This window comes from Aneurinibacillus danicus (genome assembly GCF_007991215.1).
In the GTDB taxonomy this organism is placed as follows: domain Bacteria; phylum Bacillota; class Bacilli; order Aneurinibacillales; family Aneurinibacillaceae; genus Aneurinibacillus; species Aneurinibacillus danicus.
In genome coordinates this window covers 20,132-40,128 of the sequence record NZ_BJXX01000016.1, presented here as the reverse complement: position 1 = coordinate 40,128, position 19,997 = coordinate 20,132, and the positions used below count along the sequence as shown (strand labels likewise).

The 19,997-nt window shown below is 42.1% G+C and carries 19 protein-coding genes and 2 pseudogenes; 19 read left to right on the top strand and 2 right to left on the bottom strand.

Features of this window, described 5'->3' with window-relative positions:
• Positions 1 to 33: 33 nt before the first annotated feature.
• The 13 genes and pseudogenes from ADA01nite_RS02070 to ADA01nite_RS02010 all read left to right on the top strand — a co-directional run.
• Positions 34 to 222, top strand: a pseudogene (locus ADA01nite_RS02070) (AI-2E family transporter); the annotation flags it as partial.
• A 177-nt stretch (positions 223 to 399) separates the two neighbouring features.
• The gene (locus ADA01nite_RS22795) at positions 400 to 849 is read left to right on the top strand and encodes a MerR family transcriptional regulator (RefSeq protein ID WP_146808236.1); all 450 of its coding nucleotides are present in this window, start codon (positions 400 to 402) and stop codon (positions 847 to 849) included.
• A 37-nt stretch (positions 850 to 886) separates the two neighbouring features.
• Positions 887 to 1,852, top strand: a complete 966-nt coding sequence (locus ADA01nite_RS02060; RefSeq protein WP_146808235.1) for a sporulation protein — start codon at positions 887 to 889, stop codon at positions 1,850 to 1,852.
• Between the two features lie 89 nt (positions 1,853 to 1,941).
• Positions 1,942 to 2,778: an EcsC family protein gene (locus tag ADA01nite_RS02055; protein WP_170230082.1), complete on the top strand. Its 837-nt coding sequence runs from the start codon at positions 1,942 to 1,944 to the stop codon at positions 2,776 to 2,778.
• Positions 2,779 to 2,805: 27 nt separating this feature from the next.
• Entirely contained in the window at positions 2,806 to 3,690 is an 885-nt protein-coding gene (gene htpX / locus ADA01nite_RS02050) for a protease HtpX (protein ID WP_146808234.1), read from the top strand.
• A gap of 172 nt (positions 3,691 to 3,862) precedes the next feature.
• Positions 3,863 to 4,303 (top strand): MarR family winged helix-turn-helix transcriptional regulator, encoded by a 441-nt coding sequence (locus ADA01nite_RS02045; RefSeq protein WP_146808233.1) that lies wholly within the window; start codon positions 3,863 to 3,865, stop codon positions 4,301 to 4,303.
• 355 nt (positions 4,304 to 4,658) lie between these two features.
• Positions 4,659 to 5,612 carry an ABC transporter permease gene (locus ADA01nite_RS02040; RefSeq protein ID WP_146808232.1) on the top strand — a complete coding sequence of 318 codons (954 nt, stop codon included), beginning with the start codon at positions 4,659 to 4,661 and terminating at the stop codon, positions 5,610 to 5,612.
• Positions 5,602 to 6,552 carry an iron chelate uptake ABC transporter family permease subunit gene (locus ADA01nite_RS02035; protein WP_146808231.1) on the top strand — a complete coding sequence of 317 codons (951 nt, stop codon included), beginning with the start codon at positions 5,602 to 5,604 and terminating at the stop codon, positions 6,550 to 6,552. Before ADA01nite_RS02040 ends, ADA01nite_RS02035 begins: the two co-directional genes overlap by 11 nt.
• Complete coding sequence (locus ADA01nite_RS02030; protein WP_146808230.1) at positions 6,546 to 7,304, top strand: iron ABC transporter ATP-binding protein; 759 nt, start codon at positions 6,546 to 6,548, stop codon at positions 7,302 to 7,304. Before ADA01nite_RS02035 ends, ADA01nite_RS02030 begins: the two co-directional genes overlap by 7 nt.
• A 56-nt stretch (positions 7,305 to 7,360) precedes the next feature.
• Complete coding sequence (locus tag ADA01nite_RS02025) at positions 7,361 to 8,314, top strand: siderophore ABC transporter substrate-binding protein (protein WP_146808229.1); 954 nt, start codon at positions 7,361 to 7,363, stop codon at positions 8,312 to 8,314.
• Between the two features lie 193 nt (positions 8,315 to 8,507).
• Positions 8,508 to 8,693, top strand: coding sequence for an AbrB/MazE/SpoVT family DNA-binding domain-containing protein (locus tag ADA01nite_RS02020; protein WP_146808228.1), 186 nt, complete (start codon positions 8,508 to 8,510; stop codon positions 8,691 to 8,693).
• Positions 8,694 to 8,764: 71 nt separating this feature from the next.
• Positions 8,765 to 9,268: a cation:proton antiporter regulatory subunit gene (locus ADA01nite_RS02015; protein ID WP_146808227.1), complete on the top strand. Its 504-nt coding sequence runs from the start codon at positions 8,765 to 8,767 to the stop codon at positions 9,266 to 9,268.
• Between the two features lie 3 nt (positions 9,269 to 9,271).
• Positions 9,272 to 10,499, top strand: a pseudogene (locus ADA01nite_RS02010) (cation:proton antiporter).
• A gap of 132 nt (positions 10,500 to 10,631) precedes the next feature.
• On the opposite strand, the gene ADA01nite_RS02005 reads toward ADA01nite_RS02010, so the two are convergent.
• A complete protein-coding gene (locus ADA01nite_RS02005) occupies positions 10,632 to 11,519 on the bottom strand; it encodes a YitT family protein (protein WP_170230081.1) in 888 nt (295 codons plus the stop codon).
• A gap of 367 nt (positions 11,520 to 11,886) precedes the next feature.
• On the opposite strand from ADA01nite_RS02005, the gene ADA01nite_RS02000 reads away from it, so the two are divergent.
• Positions 11,887 to 13,194, top strand: coding sequence for a hemolysin family protein (locus ADA01nite_RS02000; RefSeq protein ID WP_146808225.1), 1,308 nt, complete (start codon positions 11,887 to 11,889; stop codon positions 13,192 to 13,194).
• Between the two features lie 107 nt (positions 13,195 to 13,301).
• On the opposite strand, the gene ADA01nite_RS01995 is transcribed toward ADA01nite_RS02000, so the two are convergent.
• Positions 13,302 to 14,567: an MFS transporter gene (locus ADA01nite_RS01995; protein WP_174760581.1), complete on the bottom strand. Its 1,266-nt coding sequence runs from the start codon at positions 14,565 to 14,567 to the stop codon at positions 13,302 to 13,304.
• A 204-nt stretch (positions 14,568 to 14,771) separates the two neighbouring features.
• Between ADA01nite_RS01995 and ADA01nite_RS01990 the strand changes: the two genes are divergently transcribed.
• From ADA01nite_RS01990 to ADA01nite_RS01970, 5 genes are all read left to right on the top strand, one after another.
• Positions 14,772 to 15,344, top strand: a complete 573-nt coding sequence (locus tag ADA01nite_RS01990; RefSeq protein ID WP_146808223.1) for a thermonuclease family protein — start codon at positions 14,772 to 14,774, stop codon at positions 15,342 to 15,344.
• A gap of 378 nt (positions 15,345 to 15,722) precedes the next feature.
• Complete coding sequence (locus ADA01nite_RS01985; protein WP_146808251.1) at positions 15,723 to 16,889, top strand: Alp7A family actin-like protein; 1,167 nt, start codon at positions 15,723 to 15,725, stop codon at positions 16,887 to 16,889.
• A gap of 11 nt (positions 16,890 to 16,900) precedes the next feature.
• Positions 16,901 to 17,341 (top strand): hypothetical protein, encoded by a 441-nt coding sequence (locus ADA01nite_RS01980; RefSeq protein WP_146808222.1) that lies wholly within the window; start codon positions 16,901 to 16,903, stop codon positions 17,339 to 17,341.
• A 132-nt stretch (positions 17,342 to 17,473) separates the two neighbouring features.
• Complete coding sequence (locus tag ADA01nite_RS01975) at positions 17,474 to 18,334, top strand: hemolysin family protein (protein WP_170230079.1); 861 nt, start codon at positions 17,474 to 17,476, stop codon at positions 18,332 to 18,334.
• Positions 18,335 to 18,637: 303 nt separating this feature from the next.
• Entirely contained in the window at positions 18,638 to 19,990 is a 1,353-nt protein-coding gene (locus ADA01nite_RS01970) for an aspartate aminotransferase family protein (RefSeq protein WP_146808220.1), read from the top strand.
• Positions 19,991 to 19,997: the final 7 nt, after the last annotated feature.

The following is a 19,997-nucleotide window of genomic DNA, read 5'->3' as shown; positions in this document are numbered from 1 at the left end:
GGACTTCCTTCTCGTTTAGGTATCAGGTAATTTATCCGTAGAATCATTGAGCCTAAAATAATGGGAGCAAGCCTTGGCATCAGTGCTCTGTCCGCATTGATTAGTATGTACATCGGCTTCCAGTTGTTAGGAGTATTGGGGATGATTCTTGGACCTGCTCTTATCATTATTTTTGAAGCGCTGCGCAAGGCCGGGTTCCTGAAGCTTAAAATTGATTTTTAAACTCTGAAATAATTCCTGCTGAATAAAAATGAAACCTGAAAGAGACTGCTGCGTAGAAAATGGTGGAGCCAAAGTATAGCGTTGTACTGCGCAATAAAAAAATGAAACCGAAGTAAAGTCTTTCCGTATAAAAGAAGTAGGTGTTAAGTATAACGTTTTACTGTATAGTTTCATACGGTGATTCATACATACAAGGAGGGGCAGACCAATGGGAAGTTGTACCGCATAAGTGAAATCGCGGAGCGAGCAGGTGTGTCAAAGCGGACGGTGGATTATTATACGCAGCTGGAACTGCTAAAACCGACGCGAACGGATTCCGGGTATCGGTATTACACGGAGGAGTCGCTTGAACGTCTGCGGTTGATTGAACTATACAAAAAAGAGAGATTGTCCTTGTATGAAATCAAACAAAGGCTTTCGGTGTTCGATGAGCTGCAGGTTCCCCTGCAGGATGTATCCAGGAGGATTGATGCGGCAGAAGAAAAAATACAGGAAGCAAAAGAAATTCTGTTGGAATTACAGCCAGTTTTGACTACGCTAAATGAGCAGCAATGTAACGTATTGCTTCGAAAGTTATCGGTTCAGGGCGTATCATTGTCCCACCTGATTACCCTGCTGCTGAGTTAACGATATATTTTATGTAAGAGAGAAGGAGATTGAGAGCATGTTTAAGAAAATGATGGCCAAAATCGGAATTGGTTCCGCAAAGGTAGACCTTATCTTAAAACAAAACGAGTATACGCTTGGAGATAAGGTGGAAGGAGAAGTGATTCTCCAGGGTGGAAGTGTGGCACAAGAGCTAAACAAAATTGATGTGGATTTTGTTCTTCATCTTCGTACAAAACAAAAAGAATACAGGCAAGTGGTTTCGACCATTTCGATTCCAATCATGAAGACGCTTCGTGCTGGCGAAAGACAAACCATTCCGTTCACATACGATTTGCCAAAAGATTTACTCGTATCCAGTCATATGGTAGCTTATTATTTTGCCACGAACCTGGACATTGCCGCAGGCGTAGACAGTAAAGACAATGACTACATCCGTGTGAATCCACCGGCTCGTTTCATGAACATTTTACGGGCTTTTGAAGAGCTGGGCTTGCGAGAGAAACATGATTCCCGTGCATTTGACGGATATACACAGGAGTTTGAATTCTTCCCAACGTCCTTCCTGCGCGACCGGGTAAAAGAAGTCGAGTTTGTTGCGGCCATTGAGGAGCATCAAATTCGTCTTTTGTTAGAGCTTGATTTGTATTCTTTCGGCCGGGAGGTTGAAATTAAGCAGGAAATCGTTCTGTCTAACGAGCTGCTCTCTGATGTTTCCCGTCTTGCGGATTATCTCCGTGATGTGATGGCAGAGATGGCAGGAAATCCGGAAGCCTATTTATATCACCGTCATTCGATGCCGTATGGACATGGGAACCATCGACATGGCGGTTTTGCCGGAGCAATCGGGGGCCTTGCTGCAGGCCTGTTAGGCGGGATGGTAATTTCTGAAATTATGAATGAAATCATGGAAGACGAGGGCGTGGAAGAAGCACTCGGGGGAGCCGAGGAGATGATTGGTGAAGAGGAAGGCGAAGAAGACGGTGGATTCTTTGATGATTTCTTTGGCGGTGATGATGAGTAAGCTGTGTTTGTTTGATCAGGGGTAAGAGAAGAATAATAAACACTGCTTTTTGTTTGGTAGGAAGTCAGCCGTTTTATAATTCAATGCAAATGGGAGGGATACACCTGGAAAGCAGGAAATCAAGGGAGTATCTGCTGCAAGAACTACAAAAAGTCGCAGAGTGGGAACAGGAGCAAAAAGATTTATGGTTTTGGGAGAAAATAGGCCGACTTCCTTTTGTTCTTTTGGATAAAGTGACGCCAAAATTTCTGCATGATAAAATCGGGCAGGCGATTGATGAGGTGGGAAGCTATATTCAATCCGGTGGCCAGTATTTAATTCATGAGAAACATGTTCTGGATAAATTTGCAAGTTTTCCGGATGTTTCTACCACTTTGCCTCCGTCATCAGTGTCCGATGTCGGATGTCTGCCGCTGCATATCATGGATACGGTAGCGGAGGACCTGTCTAAGTCACGCACTCAGTTTGCAATGGTTCAAGGAGCGACGACAGGCATCGGCGGCATCTTTACCTTAGCCCTCGACATCCCGGCTTTGTTGGGATTGTCCCTCAAGATATTGCAGGAAATCGCCATCTCCTACGGGTATGATCCGAATGACAAAGAAGAGCGCATTTTCATTATCAAGTGCATGCAATTCGTCTCTTCGGATATTGTCGGGAAGAAAGCCATTATTGAGGAACTCAGCGCATTTCATGGTCCGCAACGGGAACGCCAGACGATGGCACAGCTGCAAGGATGGAAAGAAGTTGCAATGACGCATTTGGATAACTTTGGCTGGAAAAAGCTTTTTCAATTGATCCCGATTGTAGGGATTTTATTCGGTGCGTATATCAATAAAAGCACCATTGAAGAAATGGCGGAAGTCGGTCGAATGTTGTATCGGAAACGCCGTATTTTAGAAAAGCTGGAAGAGCAGGCTTCCTAAAATTAGTCTATAAGAAAGGGAGAAGATATGTTTAAACGGATTGGGTTGTTTTTGCTGGTAAATATGCTGGTGATTGTTACGATTGGGATAGTGACCAGCCTGTTAGGTGTTCAAAGCTACATTACATCCCAGGGTATTAACTTTGGTGCATTGCTTGTCTTTAGTGGCGTGGTAGGCTTCTCAGGTGCTTTGATTTCTCTGGCGCTGTCCAGAGTCATGGCAAAGTGGATGATGGGGGTTCAGGTCATCGATCCGAACGGGCCATTACACCCAACAGAAAAAGCTTTACTTGATGAGGTCTACAGTCTGGCACGTAAAGCTGGGATGAAAACAATGCCAGAGGTAGGGATTTATCATTCACCGGAGGTTAACGCGTTTGCGACCGGCCCATCGAAAAAACGTTCACTGGTAGCCGTATCCAGCGGATTGCTGGAGCGGATGGATGATGATGCGGTATCTGGTGTCCTGGCGCATGAAGTGGCTCATATTGCCAACGGAGATATGGTCACCATGACGCTCCTGCAGGGTGTCATCAACACATTCGTTGTGTTCCTGTCCCGTATATGTGCGTACATTGCTTCTCGATTTGTACGGGAAGATGTGGCACCAGTCGTTCACTTTGTCGCGGTGATTGTGTTCGATATTCTGTTCTCGATCCTTGGGAGCCTTGTCGTTATGGCGTTCTCACGTTACCGCGAATACCGTGCGGATGAAGGTGGCGCCCGTTTAGCAGGAAAGGATAAAATGATTCATGCGTTGCAGTCATTAAAGCAGACAGTACAGATGGTAGATACAGAACAGCAATCGGTTGCCGCACTTAAAATTAACGGCAAAAAAGGCGGATTCCTCGGACTATTTGCCAGCCATCCGGATTTAGATGATCGTATTGCGCGCCTGCAATCCGGAAAGTAATCGCAGAGAGAAAACAAAAGACCCGAAATGCATCTGGGAACGGTGTGATTTCGGGTCTTTCTTTATGAAGAAAAGGAATTTGTTTATCGTAGAATTCAAATCGAAAAAATACTTGTCTAAACAAGTGTTTTATTATAATATGGGATACGAAAGATAGTAAGGGAGAACATTAATGAATCACGAGAAATATCGTTTAGACGATTCTCTTGGATATAAACTATTCCATGCTTCTCGATTAATTTCAAACAGATTAAATCAAAATTTTAAAGATCACTGCTTTCCTGTAACCTATGAGCAATGGCAGATTATGAGCCGGCTTTATGAGAAAGACGGTCAAACCCAAAATAATTTAGCATTACTAACCGAAAAAGACCAGCCCAGTGTTTCACGCTTAATAGACAATATGATAAAACGTGGTCTGGTAAAACGGATCTTTCACACGACAGACAGGCGTGTTAACCTCATATACTTGACAGAGGAAAGCAAGAAAATGCAAACACAACTTGAAGAATTAGCCAAAAAAACAATTGCGGACGCTTCCTTCGAAATCGATCCGGAAGACATGGCAATTTGTTTAAGGGTTCTTGATAAAATAAGGGAGAATCTGAAGTGATTCCCTCTTTTTTTAAAGAATACTTGTTTAAACAAGTATTCTTTAAAAAAAGAGGTGTTAGGTATTTTCAGGTCTTACAGGATAATAACTGATCTAATTCAGATGGAGAGTCAATGTTCCATATATTTTTTTCCCTACCTAATGATAAAAATAATCATTTTCATTTTGTGGATTGATTTTAACTGAATACAGAAAAACACCATGGCGTCTCAGCCGCAACCCCGACATGAAAATCGTGGTAGAACGGTAAAGTTTTTTTGCTTTTTATTGATAATGATTATCTTTATCTTAAAATAAAGTTCTTGTGGTTCTATCAATTAAAAACCCTTTGTCAAAGAAAGAGTAAGGAAGAGTTATGAAGAGAAGATACCTATTTATCGCGCTAATTGTTTTATCATTCATTTCCTTATTTATTGGTGTAAAGGATATAACGGTTTTAGATATTTTCAATTTGAGTGAAGAGAAGGCCCAAATTTTGTTTGCAAGCAGGATTCCCCGTTTAGTTAGCATTATTATTGCCGGAATTAGCATGAGTATATGTGGTCTAATTATGCAGCAGCTAACCAGAAATAAATTTGTATCACCGACGACTGCTGGAACGATGGATTCCGCTCGGTTAGGAATTTTAGTTTCCTTAATGATATTTACTGCGGCCAGTCCTCTGCTGAAGATGGTTATAGCTTTCATATTTGCATTGCTTGGAACGTTTATATTTATGAGAATCCTGGAAAAAGTGAGGTATAAAGATGCTATTTTTATACCGCTTGTAGGATTGATGTTCGGGAATATTATAAATTCAATAACGACATTTTTTGCTTACAAGTATGATCTCATCCAGAATATGTCCTCATGGTTACAGGGGGATTTTTCCATGATAATTAAAGGGCAATATGAGCTTATATATATAAGCATTCCACTTGTAATTATAGCTTATATGTTTGCGAATAAGTTTACAATTGCAGGAATGGGTGAAGAGTTTTCCATTAATCTAGGACTTAATTATAAACGTGTTGTAAATCTCGGTTTAACGATTGTAGCCCTCGTCTCTTCTGTAGTTATACTTACAGTTGGTATGATACCGTTCTTAGGTCTTATCATCCCTAATATTGTTGCTATTTACCAGGGGGATCATCTAAAAAAAACACTATCTCATACAGCTTTATTAGGAGCGGTATTCGTATTGTGCTGTGACATACTGGGTCGTATCATTATCTATCCGTATGAGATTCCCATTGGTCTTACAGTTGGGGTGATAGGAAGTGGTATTTTTGCTTACTTGTTAATGGGGAGAAGGGCATATGAATCATAGAGTGAAGATAATTTTCCTTGCTATTTTTACAGTACTGCTGATTGCTATATTCATATTTACAAAAGTTGGTAATAATTGGGATTATATTCTTCCGAGCAGGGGAATGAAGATCCTTGCCATTATATTAACCGGTGGTGCCATTGCTTTTTCAACAATAGTATTTCAGACAATTACCAATAACAGGATATTGACTCCCGGCATTATAGGCTTAGACTCACTTTATATGCTGGTACAGACCTTCCTTATTTTTGTATTTGGCTCTGGCAACCTAACGATAATTAATAAGAACATAAATTTTATTCTATCCGTAGGTTTAATGGTGTTATTTACAGGAGTGTTATATAAAGTTCTTTTTAAAAGGGAAGGACAAAACATTTACTTCTTGCTGTTGATGGGATTAATATTCGGGACATTATTTCAAAGCTTATCAACTTTTATGCAGGTGCTCATTGATCCGAATGAGTTTCAGGTTGTCCAGGATAAGATGTTCGCGAGTTTCAATAATATCAACACCGATCTCCTGATGATAGCAAGTATATCGGTGTTAGCAATCACCTTATATTTTTTAAGGTTTGCTAAGTACTTGGATGTGTTATCACTAGGAAGAGAACAGGCCATAAATTTAGGAATAGATTATGACCATGTTGTAAAAAGGCTCTTAATAATCATAGCGATACTTATTTCGATAGCGACAGCTTTAGTTGGGCCTATCACATTCTTAGGACTGCTTGTAGCTAATGTTGCTTATGAGTTTTTAAAAACATATAAACATAAATATTTAATCGTAGGTTCTATTTTCATAAGCATTATAGCTTTACTTGGAGGACAATTGATTGTCGAAAGAGTCTTCACATTCTCCACAACTTTAAGCGTTATTATAAATTTTATCGGCGGTGTTTATTTTATATACCTTCTGTTAAGGGAGAATAAATCATGGTAGAAGTAAAAAAGGTTTCGAAACTATATGGAAACAAAAATGTCGTAGATAATGTCTCTGTAAAAATAGACAAAGGAAAGATCACATCCTTTATTGGTCCGAACGGGGCCGGGAAAAGTACTTTATTGTCCATGGTAAGCCGTCTTATTACAAAGGACAACGGAGAAATTTTTATTGATGATAAGGAAATTGGTCAGTATAAAAGTACTGATCTTGCCAAGAAGATATCGATATTAAAGCAATCAAACCATATAAACATCCGGTTAACAATTAGAGAATTGGTTAGCTTTGGGCGCTTCCCTTATTCTCAAGGAAACCTTTCTAAAGAGGACTGGAAACATGTCGATGAAGCAATTAAATATATGGAACTAGAAGATATACAGCATAAATTCCTTGATCAATTAAGTGGAGGCCAAAGACAAAGAGCCTATATAGCAATGGTTATGGCTCAAAGTACAGAATATATTCTCCTGGATGAGCCACTAAATAATTTAGATATGAAGCATTCGGTTCAGATAATGAAAGTCTTAAGAAGGCTGGTTAATGAGCTGGGGAAAACGGTAATCATTGTTATACACGACATTAATTTTGCATCTTGTTATTCAGATTATATCGTTGCCCTTAAAGATGGAAAAGTTGTGAAAGAAGGCAGCACCGATGAGATTATTCAAGAATCAGTATTAAAGGAAATTTATGACATGGATATTAAGATAGAGGACATAAATCAAAATAAAATTTGTGTTTATTTCTCTTAAATACGCCAGTTTAATTAAAAATTTTATATAAAACAAAAAATCCAGAGGTGATAAGAATGAAAAAGAAGTTAGCAATGATGTTCCTGGTTGTAATATTAGCCATTGTTACGGCAGCATGCAACCCGACAGGTTCCAAGGAAAGTTCGGGAGCACCGGCGGAAGTAAAAGAAAGTGAAGAAATAACCGTTAAGCACAAACTGGGGGAAACCAAGGTAAAGAAAAATCCTCAAAAAGTAGTTGTGTTTGATTTTGGGGTATTGGATTCATTAGATAAGATGGGGGTAGAGGTAGCAGGAGTACCACAGGCTACCATTCCTTCCTACCTTTCAAAGTACAAGGATGCTAAGTATGTAAATACAGGAAGTTTAAAAGAGCCGGACTTTGAAAAAATCAATGAAGTTCAACCTGACTTGATTATTATTTCTGACAGACAGGCAGAATTATATAAAAAGTTTGCAGAAATTGCTCCCACTATCCATATGACAATTGATTACAAAAATTACATGACTTCATTTAAAGAAAATATGAAAACATTAGGAAACATCTTCGGAAAAGAGTCCTTTGTAGAGGAGGAGCTCGAAAAAGTTGACCAAACGATTGAAAAGCTTCATGACAAAGCGGCGGCAAGCGGAAAAAATGCATTAATCATTTTAGCTAATGATGGTAAAGTGAGTGCCTATGGCCCGGGTTCTCGATTTGGTATTATTCATGATGTTTTTGGTGTAACTCCTGTTGATAAGAATATTGAGGTATCGACTCATGGGCAAAGTATTTCTTTCGAATATATCGTTGAAAAGAATCCTGATTATCTCTTTGTCATTGACAGAGGAGCAGTTGTAGGTGGCCAATCATCTGCAAAGCAGGTGGTGGAAAATGACTTAGTAAAGAATACAAAAGCATTTAAAGATGGCAATATTGTGTATCTAGATCCTAACTTCTGGTACCTCTCAGGCGGTGGATTGGTTTCTGTTTCTGAAATGGTTAAAGAAATAGAACAGGGCGTTAAATAGAACTATACTTTTATCAATAAAAGTTTTAAAAAGCCGGGGATTCCTTAGTGTGGGAAACCGGCTTTTCTGCTCTCAAAATTTCTTTAACGAGAATTTATATCGAATGTTATTAATCTGATCGTTTGAATAATTTTGTTTACTTATGATACAATAAATGTAGGGATGTAAAGAATTCAAGAAAGGTGAATTTTATATGGAGGTATCCAGAATTAGTTCTAAAGGGCAAGTGACTATTCCTAAAGCTATACGCAATCGATTACATTTAGATGACGGGGATCACGTTGCTTTCATAGTGGAAAATGGGAAGGTATTTATCACAAAGGCAAGTGTAGTTGCTTTGCAAGATAACGAAGAATCTATTTCAGAAGATAAACAATGAATGTATACGAACAATATCGATTTTTAAAATGTAAGGAGAATAACAAATCATAAGCCAAGGAGGTTTATTTCATGCTAAATATTAAGGAATCAGAATTACCGGGTATTGGGAGAAAATTTGATATTGAAACAAAAGGCAAAGAAAAGCTTGTTATCGTTATCCATGACGACGGAAGAAGAGAGATATATCACTTTGACAAAGACGATCACGAGGAATCGCTATCGAATATTACATTAAATGACGCTGAATCCCGGCAGATCGCTGCTATTCTTGGTGGTATGATCTATAAGCCGAAAGCGCTTGAAACCATTGAAATTGCCTTTGATGATTTGGTTATTGAATGGTTTAAAGTTGAAGAAAATGCTAAAGCTGTCAATAAGTCTATCGGAGATCTAGATATAAGAAAAATATACAGCGTAAACATAATTGCAATTATTAAAAAGAACCATAAAAAATTGCTTAATCCAGGTCCGGAGGCTGTTATTGAAGAAGGTGATACCTTAGTTATTTCTGGTGAAAGAAAGCCATTGAAAAAACTAATCGCAGAATTATTACAGAAGGGAGAAACATCATAAACGATGACCAATCATTTAGTGTTCGAGGTCGGGACTGCACTTATATTGGTGGCCATTGCAGCTTTACTTGCCGGAAAGCTAAAATTCTCAGTCATTCCTTTTTTTTATCCTGCTTGGGATGATGGTTGGACCACATGCTCCAACCATTGGAATCATCAATCTCCAATTTATTGAAAGTTACGAGATTATTGAGTTTTTAGGTCGAATTGGAGTCCTCTTTTTGTTGTTCTATTTAGGACTGGAGTTCTCTGTTGGTAAATTAATCAGATCAGGACGGTCCATTGTAGTAGGTGGAAGCATCTATGTGACCATGAATTTTATTTTAGGTCTCCTATTTGGGTTTATTTCTGGAATGCCATGGATGGAGACATTAATTATTGCGGGACTACTCAGTGTTTCTTCCAGTGCCATTGTAGCTAAAGTGCTTGTTGACTTAAAAAGAACGGCAAATCCCGAAACAGAGTTGATTCTAGGTATCATTCTGTTCGATGATATATTTCTGGCGCTATTTTTAACTGTCATGTCAGGTCTTTTGCTGGGTGGGTCTACTTCTGTGATAGGTACGATAGGCTCTGTTCTTATTTCTATCGGATATATGCTCCTATTTCTCGTTATTGCACGAAAAGGTGCTCCTCTTTTGAACAAATGGTTAGACATACGCTCGAATGAAACTTTCATTCTCGTGATATTTGCTTCTTTATTTTTGGTCGCTGGATTTTCCGAGACCATCCATGTAGCTGAAGCGATTGGTGCTTTGTTATTAGGGTTAGTCTTTTCTGAAACGGAGCAACGGGACCGTATTGAACATCTGGTTGTTCCCTTTAGGGATTTCTTTGGTGCAATATTTTTCTTCAGCTTTGGATTAAGTATCGATCCTTTTTCACTAGCCGGGGCGATTTGGTTAGCATTAGGTGCTGTATTGCTCACCATTATCGGTAATTTTGTCGCTGGTATGATCTCAGGAAGAAAAGCCGGGTTGTCCTATAAAGCTTCTGCTAATATAGGTTTAACCATCGTTTCTAGAGGCGAATTTTCAATCATTGTGGCCAATTTGGGGCTCGCAGGAGGATTAATGCCTATCTTAAAGCCTTTCACTGCGCTTTATGTGCTTATCCTGGCCATAATTGGACCACTAATGACAAAAGAATCAAAACGTATATATCAAATGTTAAATAAAATTTTCAAATGGGAAAAAGAAAAGCCTAACAGTGGAAAAAAAATGAAGGAATGAGTAGACGAATAGTATTTCTATGTTCCTTTCTTTAATATATGCGGTGTACAAAAAAATCAATCAGTTTTTTCTGATTGATTTTTTTGTATTGTATTCTTCTATTTTGGACTGCTGCTGGTAAAGATCGTGCTTTCATGTAAACCTACTATTGCCTATTTCTTCATGGAGGTAAGGCTCTAAAGGCGTACATATGAAAGTAGCCGAAGGGTCCAGTTCAAAAACTAAATTTTGAATTTTTTTCTCAAGTCTTCCCGGTATGACCATATAAATTTCATCCGGTTTACATTCCGGAAAATCGGGGGACAGATACTGACACTCAGTTCCAAATGTCGATTTCATAGCATGCTTTATTCCTTTAACGTGTTCGGTTTTGATCCAAACAACTTTTTGTAAATAAAATTTACTTATCGTGTATTCAGCGGACTTCATGGTTATTACGTAGCCAAATATCGAATAGACAGCCTGATCCCAACCAAATATAAAACCGGCGATAGTCAAAATAAACAAATTGAACAGCGTAACAATTTCGGAAATCGAAAGAAAAACCCGTTTCTTTATCAAGATAGCTGCCTGCTGAACACCATCTGTAAATCCTGAGTGGCGGAATATGAGACCGATTCCGCTACCCAATATAAGGCTACCAAAAAACGCAGCAAGAGGCGGGTCTTCAATCAATGGAGGAAAAGGATGGAGAAGGATAGTTACCGCAGATAAGAGAAACAAACCCAGCACAGCTAATAAAGCTCTGGATCGATTTATTCTCTTGCCATGATTAAAAGCAAATGGAAGATTTATGAAAAATAAAAACACCCCCATCTGCATCTCTGTTATATGAGATAAGATACCTGAGATCCCGTTTACTCCACCTGTTATTATTCGGTTTGGAGTAAGAAACATTTCTAATCCAAAAGCAGCTAGAAATGCTCCGAGTCCAATAAAAAATACCCGTTTCCATATTGTTCGTTTGTTTTTTGGTTCCTTATAATAAAAGTGCTTTAATGGAGTGTCGTTGTTTTCCATTTCTTTTCCTCCCCTACACATCCCAATGACTTCAACCAACAACAGCGCAAAAGCATTAAATTTGATTGCCTACTGTTTTCTTTATATAAAAAATTCTTCCTGACGTTTAGTTATACTATACCGGATAAGGGGAATTTACTCAAAATCTATTTCGAGGCTTACATGAATCAAACAGCGAGAAAACGGAGGGGTCGGGTATTACAATGAAACCTTATTGTTTTTTTGTCCGTATAGTAAGAATAAACATCAGTGTAACGTGCTGCTGTACAAAACGATGTTAGCTTTGTTTGTCTGCCATAAAATAAGACAAAAATAGTAAGGTGTAAATCAATACTTAATTTTTTGGAGGTGACCCTTCGGGGAGTAGATGGAAAGTATTATTAACCTAAGTTTGGTCGCAGTTTTAATTATCGCCACGGCGTTTTTCGTTGCCGCCGAGTTTGCGGTGATTAAGGTGCGGCCGACCCGGATTAACCAACTGGCGATGGAAGGAAACAAGTCAGCCATTGCCGTACAGCGTATTATCGACAATTTGGACGGCTATTTATCGGCCTGCCAGCTTGGCATTACCATTACTGCGCTAGGACTCGGCTGGCTGGGGGAGCCGACCGTTCACCATCTGCTGCATCCGCTGTTCCTCAACTACAATGTGCCGGAACAACTCGCCAATACGCTTTCATTTATTCTTGCGTTCTCATTCATTACGTTTTTGCACGTTGTGCTTGGCGAGCTTGCCCCAAAATCGCTGGCCATTCAAAAAGCGGAGGAACTCAGTCTCCGGTTAGCCCGTCCGCTTATCGCTTTCTATAAAATTATGTATCCGTTCATTTGGGCACTGAACGGCTCCGCGGGTCTGTTTATCCGTCTGTTTGGGATGAAGCCGGCCAGTGAGCATGAGCATGCGCACTCGGAGGAAGAGCTTCGCCTCATTCTGGCGCAGAGTCTGGAAAGCGGGGAGATTAACCCGGCGGAATTTACGTACATGAACAACATCTTTAAGTTTGATGAGCGGGTGGCGCGGGAAATTATGGTGCCGCGTACCGAGATGGCATGTTTGTATGCCGAGAATAGCCTGCAGGAGCATCTCCAGACGATTCGTCAGGAAGGGTTTACCCGTTATCCAATCGTCCAGGAAGATAAGGATCATGTTCTTGGGATTATCCATACAAAAGAGCTGTTCATGAAGTATCTCGAAAACCCGAACTTGGAAGTTACAACAATGATGCGTCCGGTCCTGTTTGTGAATGAAGCCACACCACTGGAAACGCTTTTGAAGAAAATGCAGAAACAGCGGAGTTCTCTGGCGATTCTTATTGACGAGTACGGCGGTACATCGGGACTGGTGACTATGGAAGACATTCTGGAGGAAATCGTGGGTGAAATCCGGGATGAATTCGATGTGAATGAGCGCCCCCCAATAGAAACGGTTGGCGAAAACCACTATATTGTAGACAATAAAGTGCTGTTGACAGAAGTGGAAGAGTTAACGGGGGTGTCTGCCGACCCGGAATTTGACACTGTTGGCGGTTGGGTTGCCACTCAGGTTCCAAGCATCGAAGAAGGCCAGAAAGTCGAAGTGGAAAATTGGGAGTTCACCGTCCGTGAAACGGATGGATTGCAAATCAAGCGGGTTGAAATTAAAAAGATCGCAAAATCAAGTTCGCCAGAAAGATAAGATGAGAAAAACTCGCGGGCGTTGCCGCTCGTGCTTATTCCACTAGGAGGCAAAACGGAAAAAGCAGCGGCCGACACACGCCCCGCAGGTTTTTCTTATGATTATGCTCATTTCACTATTACTTTTTCTACATACGGTTTTGCCGTTTTACCGATCCTCATGACAATACCGGCTGCCAGGAAGCAGAAAATCCCTGCCAGGATAAACGTAAAGAAGTAGCTGTTAAATAAATAATGGAGGAATCCTCCGCCATAAGCGGCAAAGGCGGCGCCAATCTGATGGGAAGCCATAATCCATCCGAACATGATGCCGGCGTTTTCCTTGCCGAAAATATCCGTAGTTAGACGAACGGTCGGCGGCACAGTGGCTACCCAGTCCAAACCGTAAAAGACGATGAAGAACCATAAGCTCAAATGGGCGGAGTCCAAAGCAGAGGGCAGAAACAGCAGGGACAGCCCTCGTAATCCGTAATACCAGAAAAGCAGCCAGCGATTGTTAAAGCGGTCGGAAAGCCAGCCGGAGACGGTCGTTCCGATAATATCGAATATACCGATAAGGGCAAGCATACTGGCGGCTTTCACTTCCGGGATACCGTGCTCGATGCAGGCGGGAATAAAGTGCGTACCGATGAGCCCGTTGGTGGAGAAGCCGCATACGAAGAAGCTACCCGCCAGAAGCCAGAAATCCCGTGAGCGAATCGCTGTCCGCAAGCCGTCTACAGCGCTGGCAAAAGGATTGCTTTGATTTTGCGGAATCTCTGTGATGTCCTCCGTTCCCCCATATGGGGCCAGTCCTTTATCCGATGGGTAATTGCGCATAAAGAAAGCGATAATAACAAACATGATGACCGATACAATAGAAATCATCCAGGTGGCTGTCCGCCAGCCTTCGGAAGTGACCAGTTGGGCCAGAATAGGCAAAAAGATAAGCTGACCCGTAGCCCCGCTCGCGGTCAGTATGCCTACGACCAACCCGCGCCGCTTCACAAACCAGCGGGTAGCCACCATAGCGCTAAGCACGACCGTACATCCGCTGCCGATGCCTACGATGACACCCCAGAGAAGATATAACTGCCAGGCAGACTTCATCTGCGTAGTCAGAAAAGTGCCTGCAGCAAGCAGTAATAAAGCGAAAGAGGTGACTTGACGGATGCCAAACCGGTTCATAAAGGCGGCGGCGAACGGACCGAACAATCCGTATAACAGCAAGTTAATGGCTAATGCGAGCGAAACGACTGTACGCTCCCATCCGAATTCCTGTTCAAGCGGAACCATCAAAACCCCGGGCGTAGAGCGGATTCCGGCGCCGACCAGCAGGGCGAAGAAGGCGATGGCTACGATAATCCATCCGTAATGTAAGCTTTTTGTTTGCATAATGTTCTGTTATCTCCTTTAAATAAGTGCTATGTATACTATACAATCGATAACCACCTTTTTAAACTGAAAATTATGAAAATGCTCATCGGATTTTATGATAATTGCCATGTGAGTAAGCGAAAAGAAACAATTATTATAAAATGAGGATATAGATTCATAATTAATACAAGGAAACAAGGACAGAAATGGTGGTATGCGAGAATGAAACAAAGAATCGGATGGATGATAGTGGTTTTGCTTGGCGTATGGCTGCTGGCTGCCTGTGCCGCGGCACCGCCCGATAACGGGCAGGAAGTGAAAGCGGTGGTAGAGATAAAGGGAAAGAAGTTGCAGAAGGCGACCGTCACAAGGGTGGTGGACGGTGATACGATTGTAGCGAAAGTAAGAGGCAAAGACTACAAAGTTCGCCTTATTCTTGTTGACACACCGGAATCGAAGGCGCCGAACCGTCCGAAGGGATATCTCGGTGAAGAAGCGAAAGAATATACGACACAGCGCTTGGAAGGCAAAGAAATCTGGTTGGAGAAGGACGTACAGCCCAATGATCGTTACGGGCGCTGGCTGCGTTATGTATATGTGGATGTGAATGACGGCAAAGGCGAGTTCTTTAATGGAACACTGGTACGCAGCGGATTGGCCCGGCTGGCGACATTCCCGCCCAATGTAAAATACGTTGATGCGATTCGCGAATGGCAGACGGAAGCGCGTGAAGCCGGGCGCGGGGTGTGGAAAAACATGAAAGAAGCATTTCCGGATCGGGAGATCGAAAAGTAGCACGTGCTTGCTTTAAAATCTAAAAAACCTTGAATTCTAAACCCTTTTTAGAATTCAAGGTTTTTTTATTTTAAATTCTTTATACAAATTTTGATTTGAAAGTCTCAATACATGTATGGCAGTCATATTATTAAGTACTATAGAGAATTGTTTAAGGGGGTAAGCAGTAAAGGGGGTAAAAAAATGCGAAAAAGAAAGAGGAAAGCGAATAGAAGTACGTTAATTCCTTGGAAGCCGAAAAATGCTGACAAAAAAAGAACAGAGTCAATGATGAGTCCTGCTTATTCCGGGGCTATACGGTTAACAAGCGGGTTATCCCAAAAGCAAGGTTTTGGTACGGATGTTAACAGAGGAAGAAACCATCCAAAGGAGGACAATATGAGCGTTTTTAAGATTAAAAGGTTCAATAAGGATTCCGGAAATTCCATTGAACAATTTATGGTGAACGGTTATTATTTCGAGCTAACAACTAACGTGGTAGAGCTTAGCGTGAAGGAAGCGAATGCTCATTTTACATCAAGAATTGATGATCCGAAGGAGTTTCTGAAAAATGTTCTTATCTCATCCGTTATTGATGATCGGGAACGTTTCTTCTTAATCGGGGAGGCAGCAGAAAACCATCAGTTAGGTAACAAGCATATCGCTAAACTACATAATAAAGTCGAGTCAGAAATTCCTTACATCTGTTTCTTAGCCGGTGTTGCCTACTATCATGTTCTTCATGCAGAAAGTCCGGATCAGAGTAACGTTGAGATTGATTATTTCTCAACCATGCTTCCGATTTGGCTGTTGAAAAAAGCAGATAAATTTTCAGATATGCAGGAGCAGATGGCTGCACGCTTCCGTGGTGAACATAACGTGACGATCTTTACTCCAGGAGCTGAGCGTACTTTATCAATTAAAGTAGCTACATCGAAATGCCGGATCGAGGGTGCCGATGCCAGGTGGGCAATTAAGAAAAACTTCAGGCTGGAAAACAATGATCTGGCAAATCAGTTTAATGATTTTGATACCCTTATGCACGACATCGGGGCAGGAACCTGTGATTTGGCATTTCTTCCCGCTGGATTGAAGGCACCGAAAAACAGGGATGCGCTGCAGTCTCTTACAGACATTTCTTATCTGAAGCATATCGAGAAGTTAAGAACCGAAAAGCTGCTGGAGTTTTTCCCGGATGTTCGTTCTTTAGAGAAATTCATTTATGAGAACATCGATAAATCTGAAATGAGGTTACTAGATGGAAAGAGCGGGAAAACTACTGACCTTACAAAGGTGATTCATGAATCTCTGCGTAACTACGCGGAAATATACAATGCAAAAATAGAGAATACATTCCCGTTACCACAAGGGAAGATGTATAAAAATGTGTATCTCGGCGGTAATGGAGCGGTGCTACAAAAATTTATTGAAGAAGTAATAGCAGAAAAATATGGAGAAGAAATTCAGCAGCAGTATCACATCTTTCTGCCCGATGCACGTAAACTCAATCTGTATGCATTGGAAATCCTTAGCCTAAATGAGACTGCTACAGCTACAGCGCAATAGGATGATATTTTATGAAGTCTAAAAGACGACCCGTAATTAATAAAAGGCGATCCGTAATTAGTAAAAGACAATCTGTCATTAATGAAAGACGATCTGTAATCAGTATTCGTACAAAGTTCATGAGCAGTGAAGTATATCGAATCCTAAATAATAAATCAAAAAACATAAATGAGCTTCCGGCTTATATAAATCGCTTAGTAGAGGAAGATTTATATAGAGAACGTCGAAACTGCCGGGAAGATGAACTCTTGGCCCTGATTCGGGAAATGCGCAAAGAACTTGAGGCGTTGCGAAGAGAAATCATGCTTCGTCCAACGATGCCTGCTGGTTATCAAGAAATAATGGCGGTAGAAGAAAAGGCGGTTAGGGAAGAAGATTTTACTGAAGGTCAACTGGTGTATGAAGAAGAAGTAACCGGAAAGATTGAAGAAGAGATTGATTTCGATTTATAGACCGTCCCTGTGGCGGTCTTTTTAGTAGTGTAGGAAAGGATATGTTGCTTTACAGTGATAAAAAAGCCTTGCGTGTATGAGATTGCGTGACGGAGGTGGACCTTCGGGAAGCGGATGGACGGGGTCATAAGTATGTTGTGTGTCACTGTGCTTCTTGCCGCCGCCGTCTGGTTGGCGGTCCGCCTGCTTCCTCGGAAGTCGGCGGTCGGGCATGCCCACCCGGAGGAAGAGCTTCGCCTGCTTCTGGCGCAAATCCTGGATAGCGGAGAAATTAACCCCACGAAATATGCATACGTAAATAATATTTTTAAATTCAGCGAGCGGGTGGCGCGCGAGATTATGGTGCCGCGGACGGAGATGGTCTGCCTGTATGCGGGAGAGAGCATGGATGCGAATTTAAAAACGATTCGTGCTGAAGGATTTACCCGGTATCCGGTTGCGGGCGAGGACAAAGACCATATTCTCGGCGTGGTTCATACGAAGGAACTGTTTATCAAGTACCTTGGGAATGCGAACCTCTCGCTTATGGATATCATACGTCCGGCGCTGTTCGTCAATGAAGCCACACCGCTTGAGAAGCTGCTGGAAACTATGCGGGAGAAGCGGACATCCATCGCTGTCTTGATTGACGAATACGGAGGAACCGCAGGCATGGTTACCATGGAAGACATTCTGGAAGAAATCGTAGGCGAAATTCGTGACGAGTTCGATACACATGAACGTTCGCCGGTCGAGACGCTCGGCCCGAGCCATTATATGCTGGATAACAAAGTGCTGTTGTCTGAAGTGGCAGAGCTGACCGGAATTGAACCGGAAGACGGATTCGATACGATAGGGGGCTGGGTGGCAGCCCGTATCGCCGGTATCCGGGAAGGGATGTATATTGATTGCGCGCAATGGCGATTTACGATTAAGAAAACGGAAGGAATGCAGATTAAGTGGCTTGAAGCAAAGCGGATTGAAAGAGTTGTGGAAGAAAAGAACGGGATATAACTCAAGCAGATAAATAAGAGTAAGACCTGAAGGTGTCTGGCGAAGGCTGTCCCTTCAGGTCTTTTTGCGTTTGGGAAAAGATAGAGGGGACATATCGGAAAAATGGGTAATTTTCCCTGTTTTTGGCATCGACTATATTATCAGAGTATTTATATTAATTCGTGCATAATACCCACGGATCGAGCAAAAAGAATCATAAATGAGAATAGCTCTCAAGTATTGTTGACAATGATAATCTTTATCAATTAATCTGATGTTACAAGTGTTATTGAAAATAATTTCCAATTAGAAAGGAAGTTTTGTATGCCAATAAAACAGGTTTCGAAAAACCAGGAGCTTCTTGAACAGCAGGAAAGACGGGAATCCAACGCACGGTCGTATCCGAGAAGAATTCCGATTGCAATCGATAGAGCAGAAGGTGTATTCGTCCATGATGTCGACGGCAAGCGGTATTACGATTGCCTTGCAGGCGCGGGTACATTGGCGCTTGGCCATAACCATCCAGTTGCTATTCAGGCCATAGAGCAGGTGATTCGGGACAAGCGCCCTTTACATACGCTGGATTTAACGACACCGGTGAAAGAGGAGTTTATAAACGAGGTGTTTTCCAGTCTTCCGGAGGAATTCGCGAAGCGGGCAAAGATCCAGTTTTGCGGCCCGACAGGCGGGGATGCGATCGAAGCTGCAATTAAGCTGGTAAAAACCGCGACAGGAAAGCGCAGCATTCTTTCGTTCCAGGGCGGTTATCACGGCTCAACGCAAGGGACCATGTCGCTGAGCGGAACGCTCGGCCCGAAGGAGAAAGTGCAGGGGCTGGTCCCGGACGTTCATTTTCTCCCCTATCCGTATGCGTATCGTTGCCCGTTTGGCGTCGGCGGAGAAGAAAGTCACCGCATTAGCAGCCGCTACATTGAAAATCTGCTTGATGATCCGGAAAGCGGCGTGCTTCCTCCGGCGGGAATGATTTTTGAAGTAGTCCAGGGCGAAGGAGGCTCAATTCCCGCACCGATCGAATGGATTCGCGAGATGCGGAGAATTACCAAGGAGCGGGGCATCCCGCTTATTATCGACGAAGTGCAGACGGGTATCGGACGTACCGGCAAACTGTTCGCTTTTGAACATGCTGACATTATCCCGGATGTCATCGTTCTCTCCAAAGCCATCGGCGGCAGTCTTCCGCTGTCTGTCGTTATCTACGATAAAGACCTGGATCAATGGTCTCCGGGCGCCCATATCGGTACATTCCGGGGAAATCAAATGGCTATGGCGGCGGGAGCGGCCACATTGAAATTCATTAAAGAAAACGATTTGGCATCCCATGCCGGACGGATGGGTGAAAAGTTGATGGATTCTCTGAAAGAGCTGCAAGAGGATATCCATGAAATCGGAGACGTAAGAGGCCGGGGGCTGATGGTCGGAGTCGAAATCGTAAATCCGCTGTATCAGCCGGCGCCAAACGGCAGCTATCCCGCCAATCCCGAACTGGCAAGCAAAATTCAGCGGGAGTGCTTTAACCGCGGACTCATCCTGGAAGTTGGCGGGCGGCACAGCAGTGTCGTAAGATTCCTTCCTCCGTTGATTATCACGGAAGAGCAGATGAACGAAGTCATCGCAATTTTCAAGGCAGCTGTCCGGGCGGCCGTCCAAAAGGGGTGAGATGCTT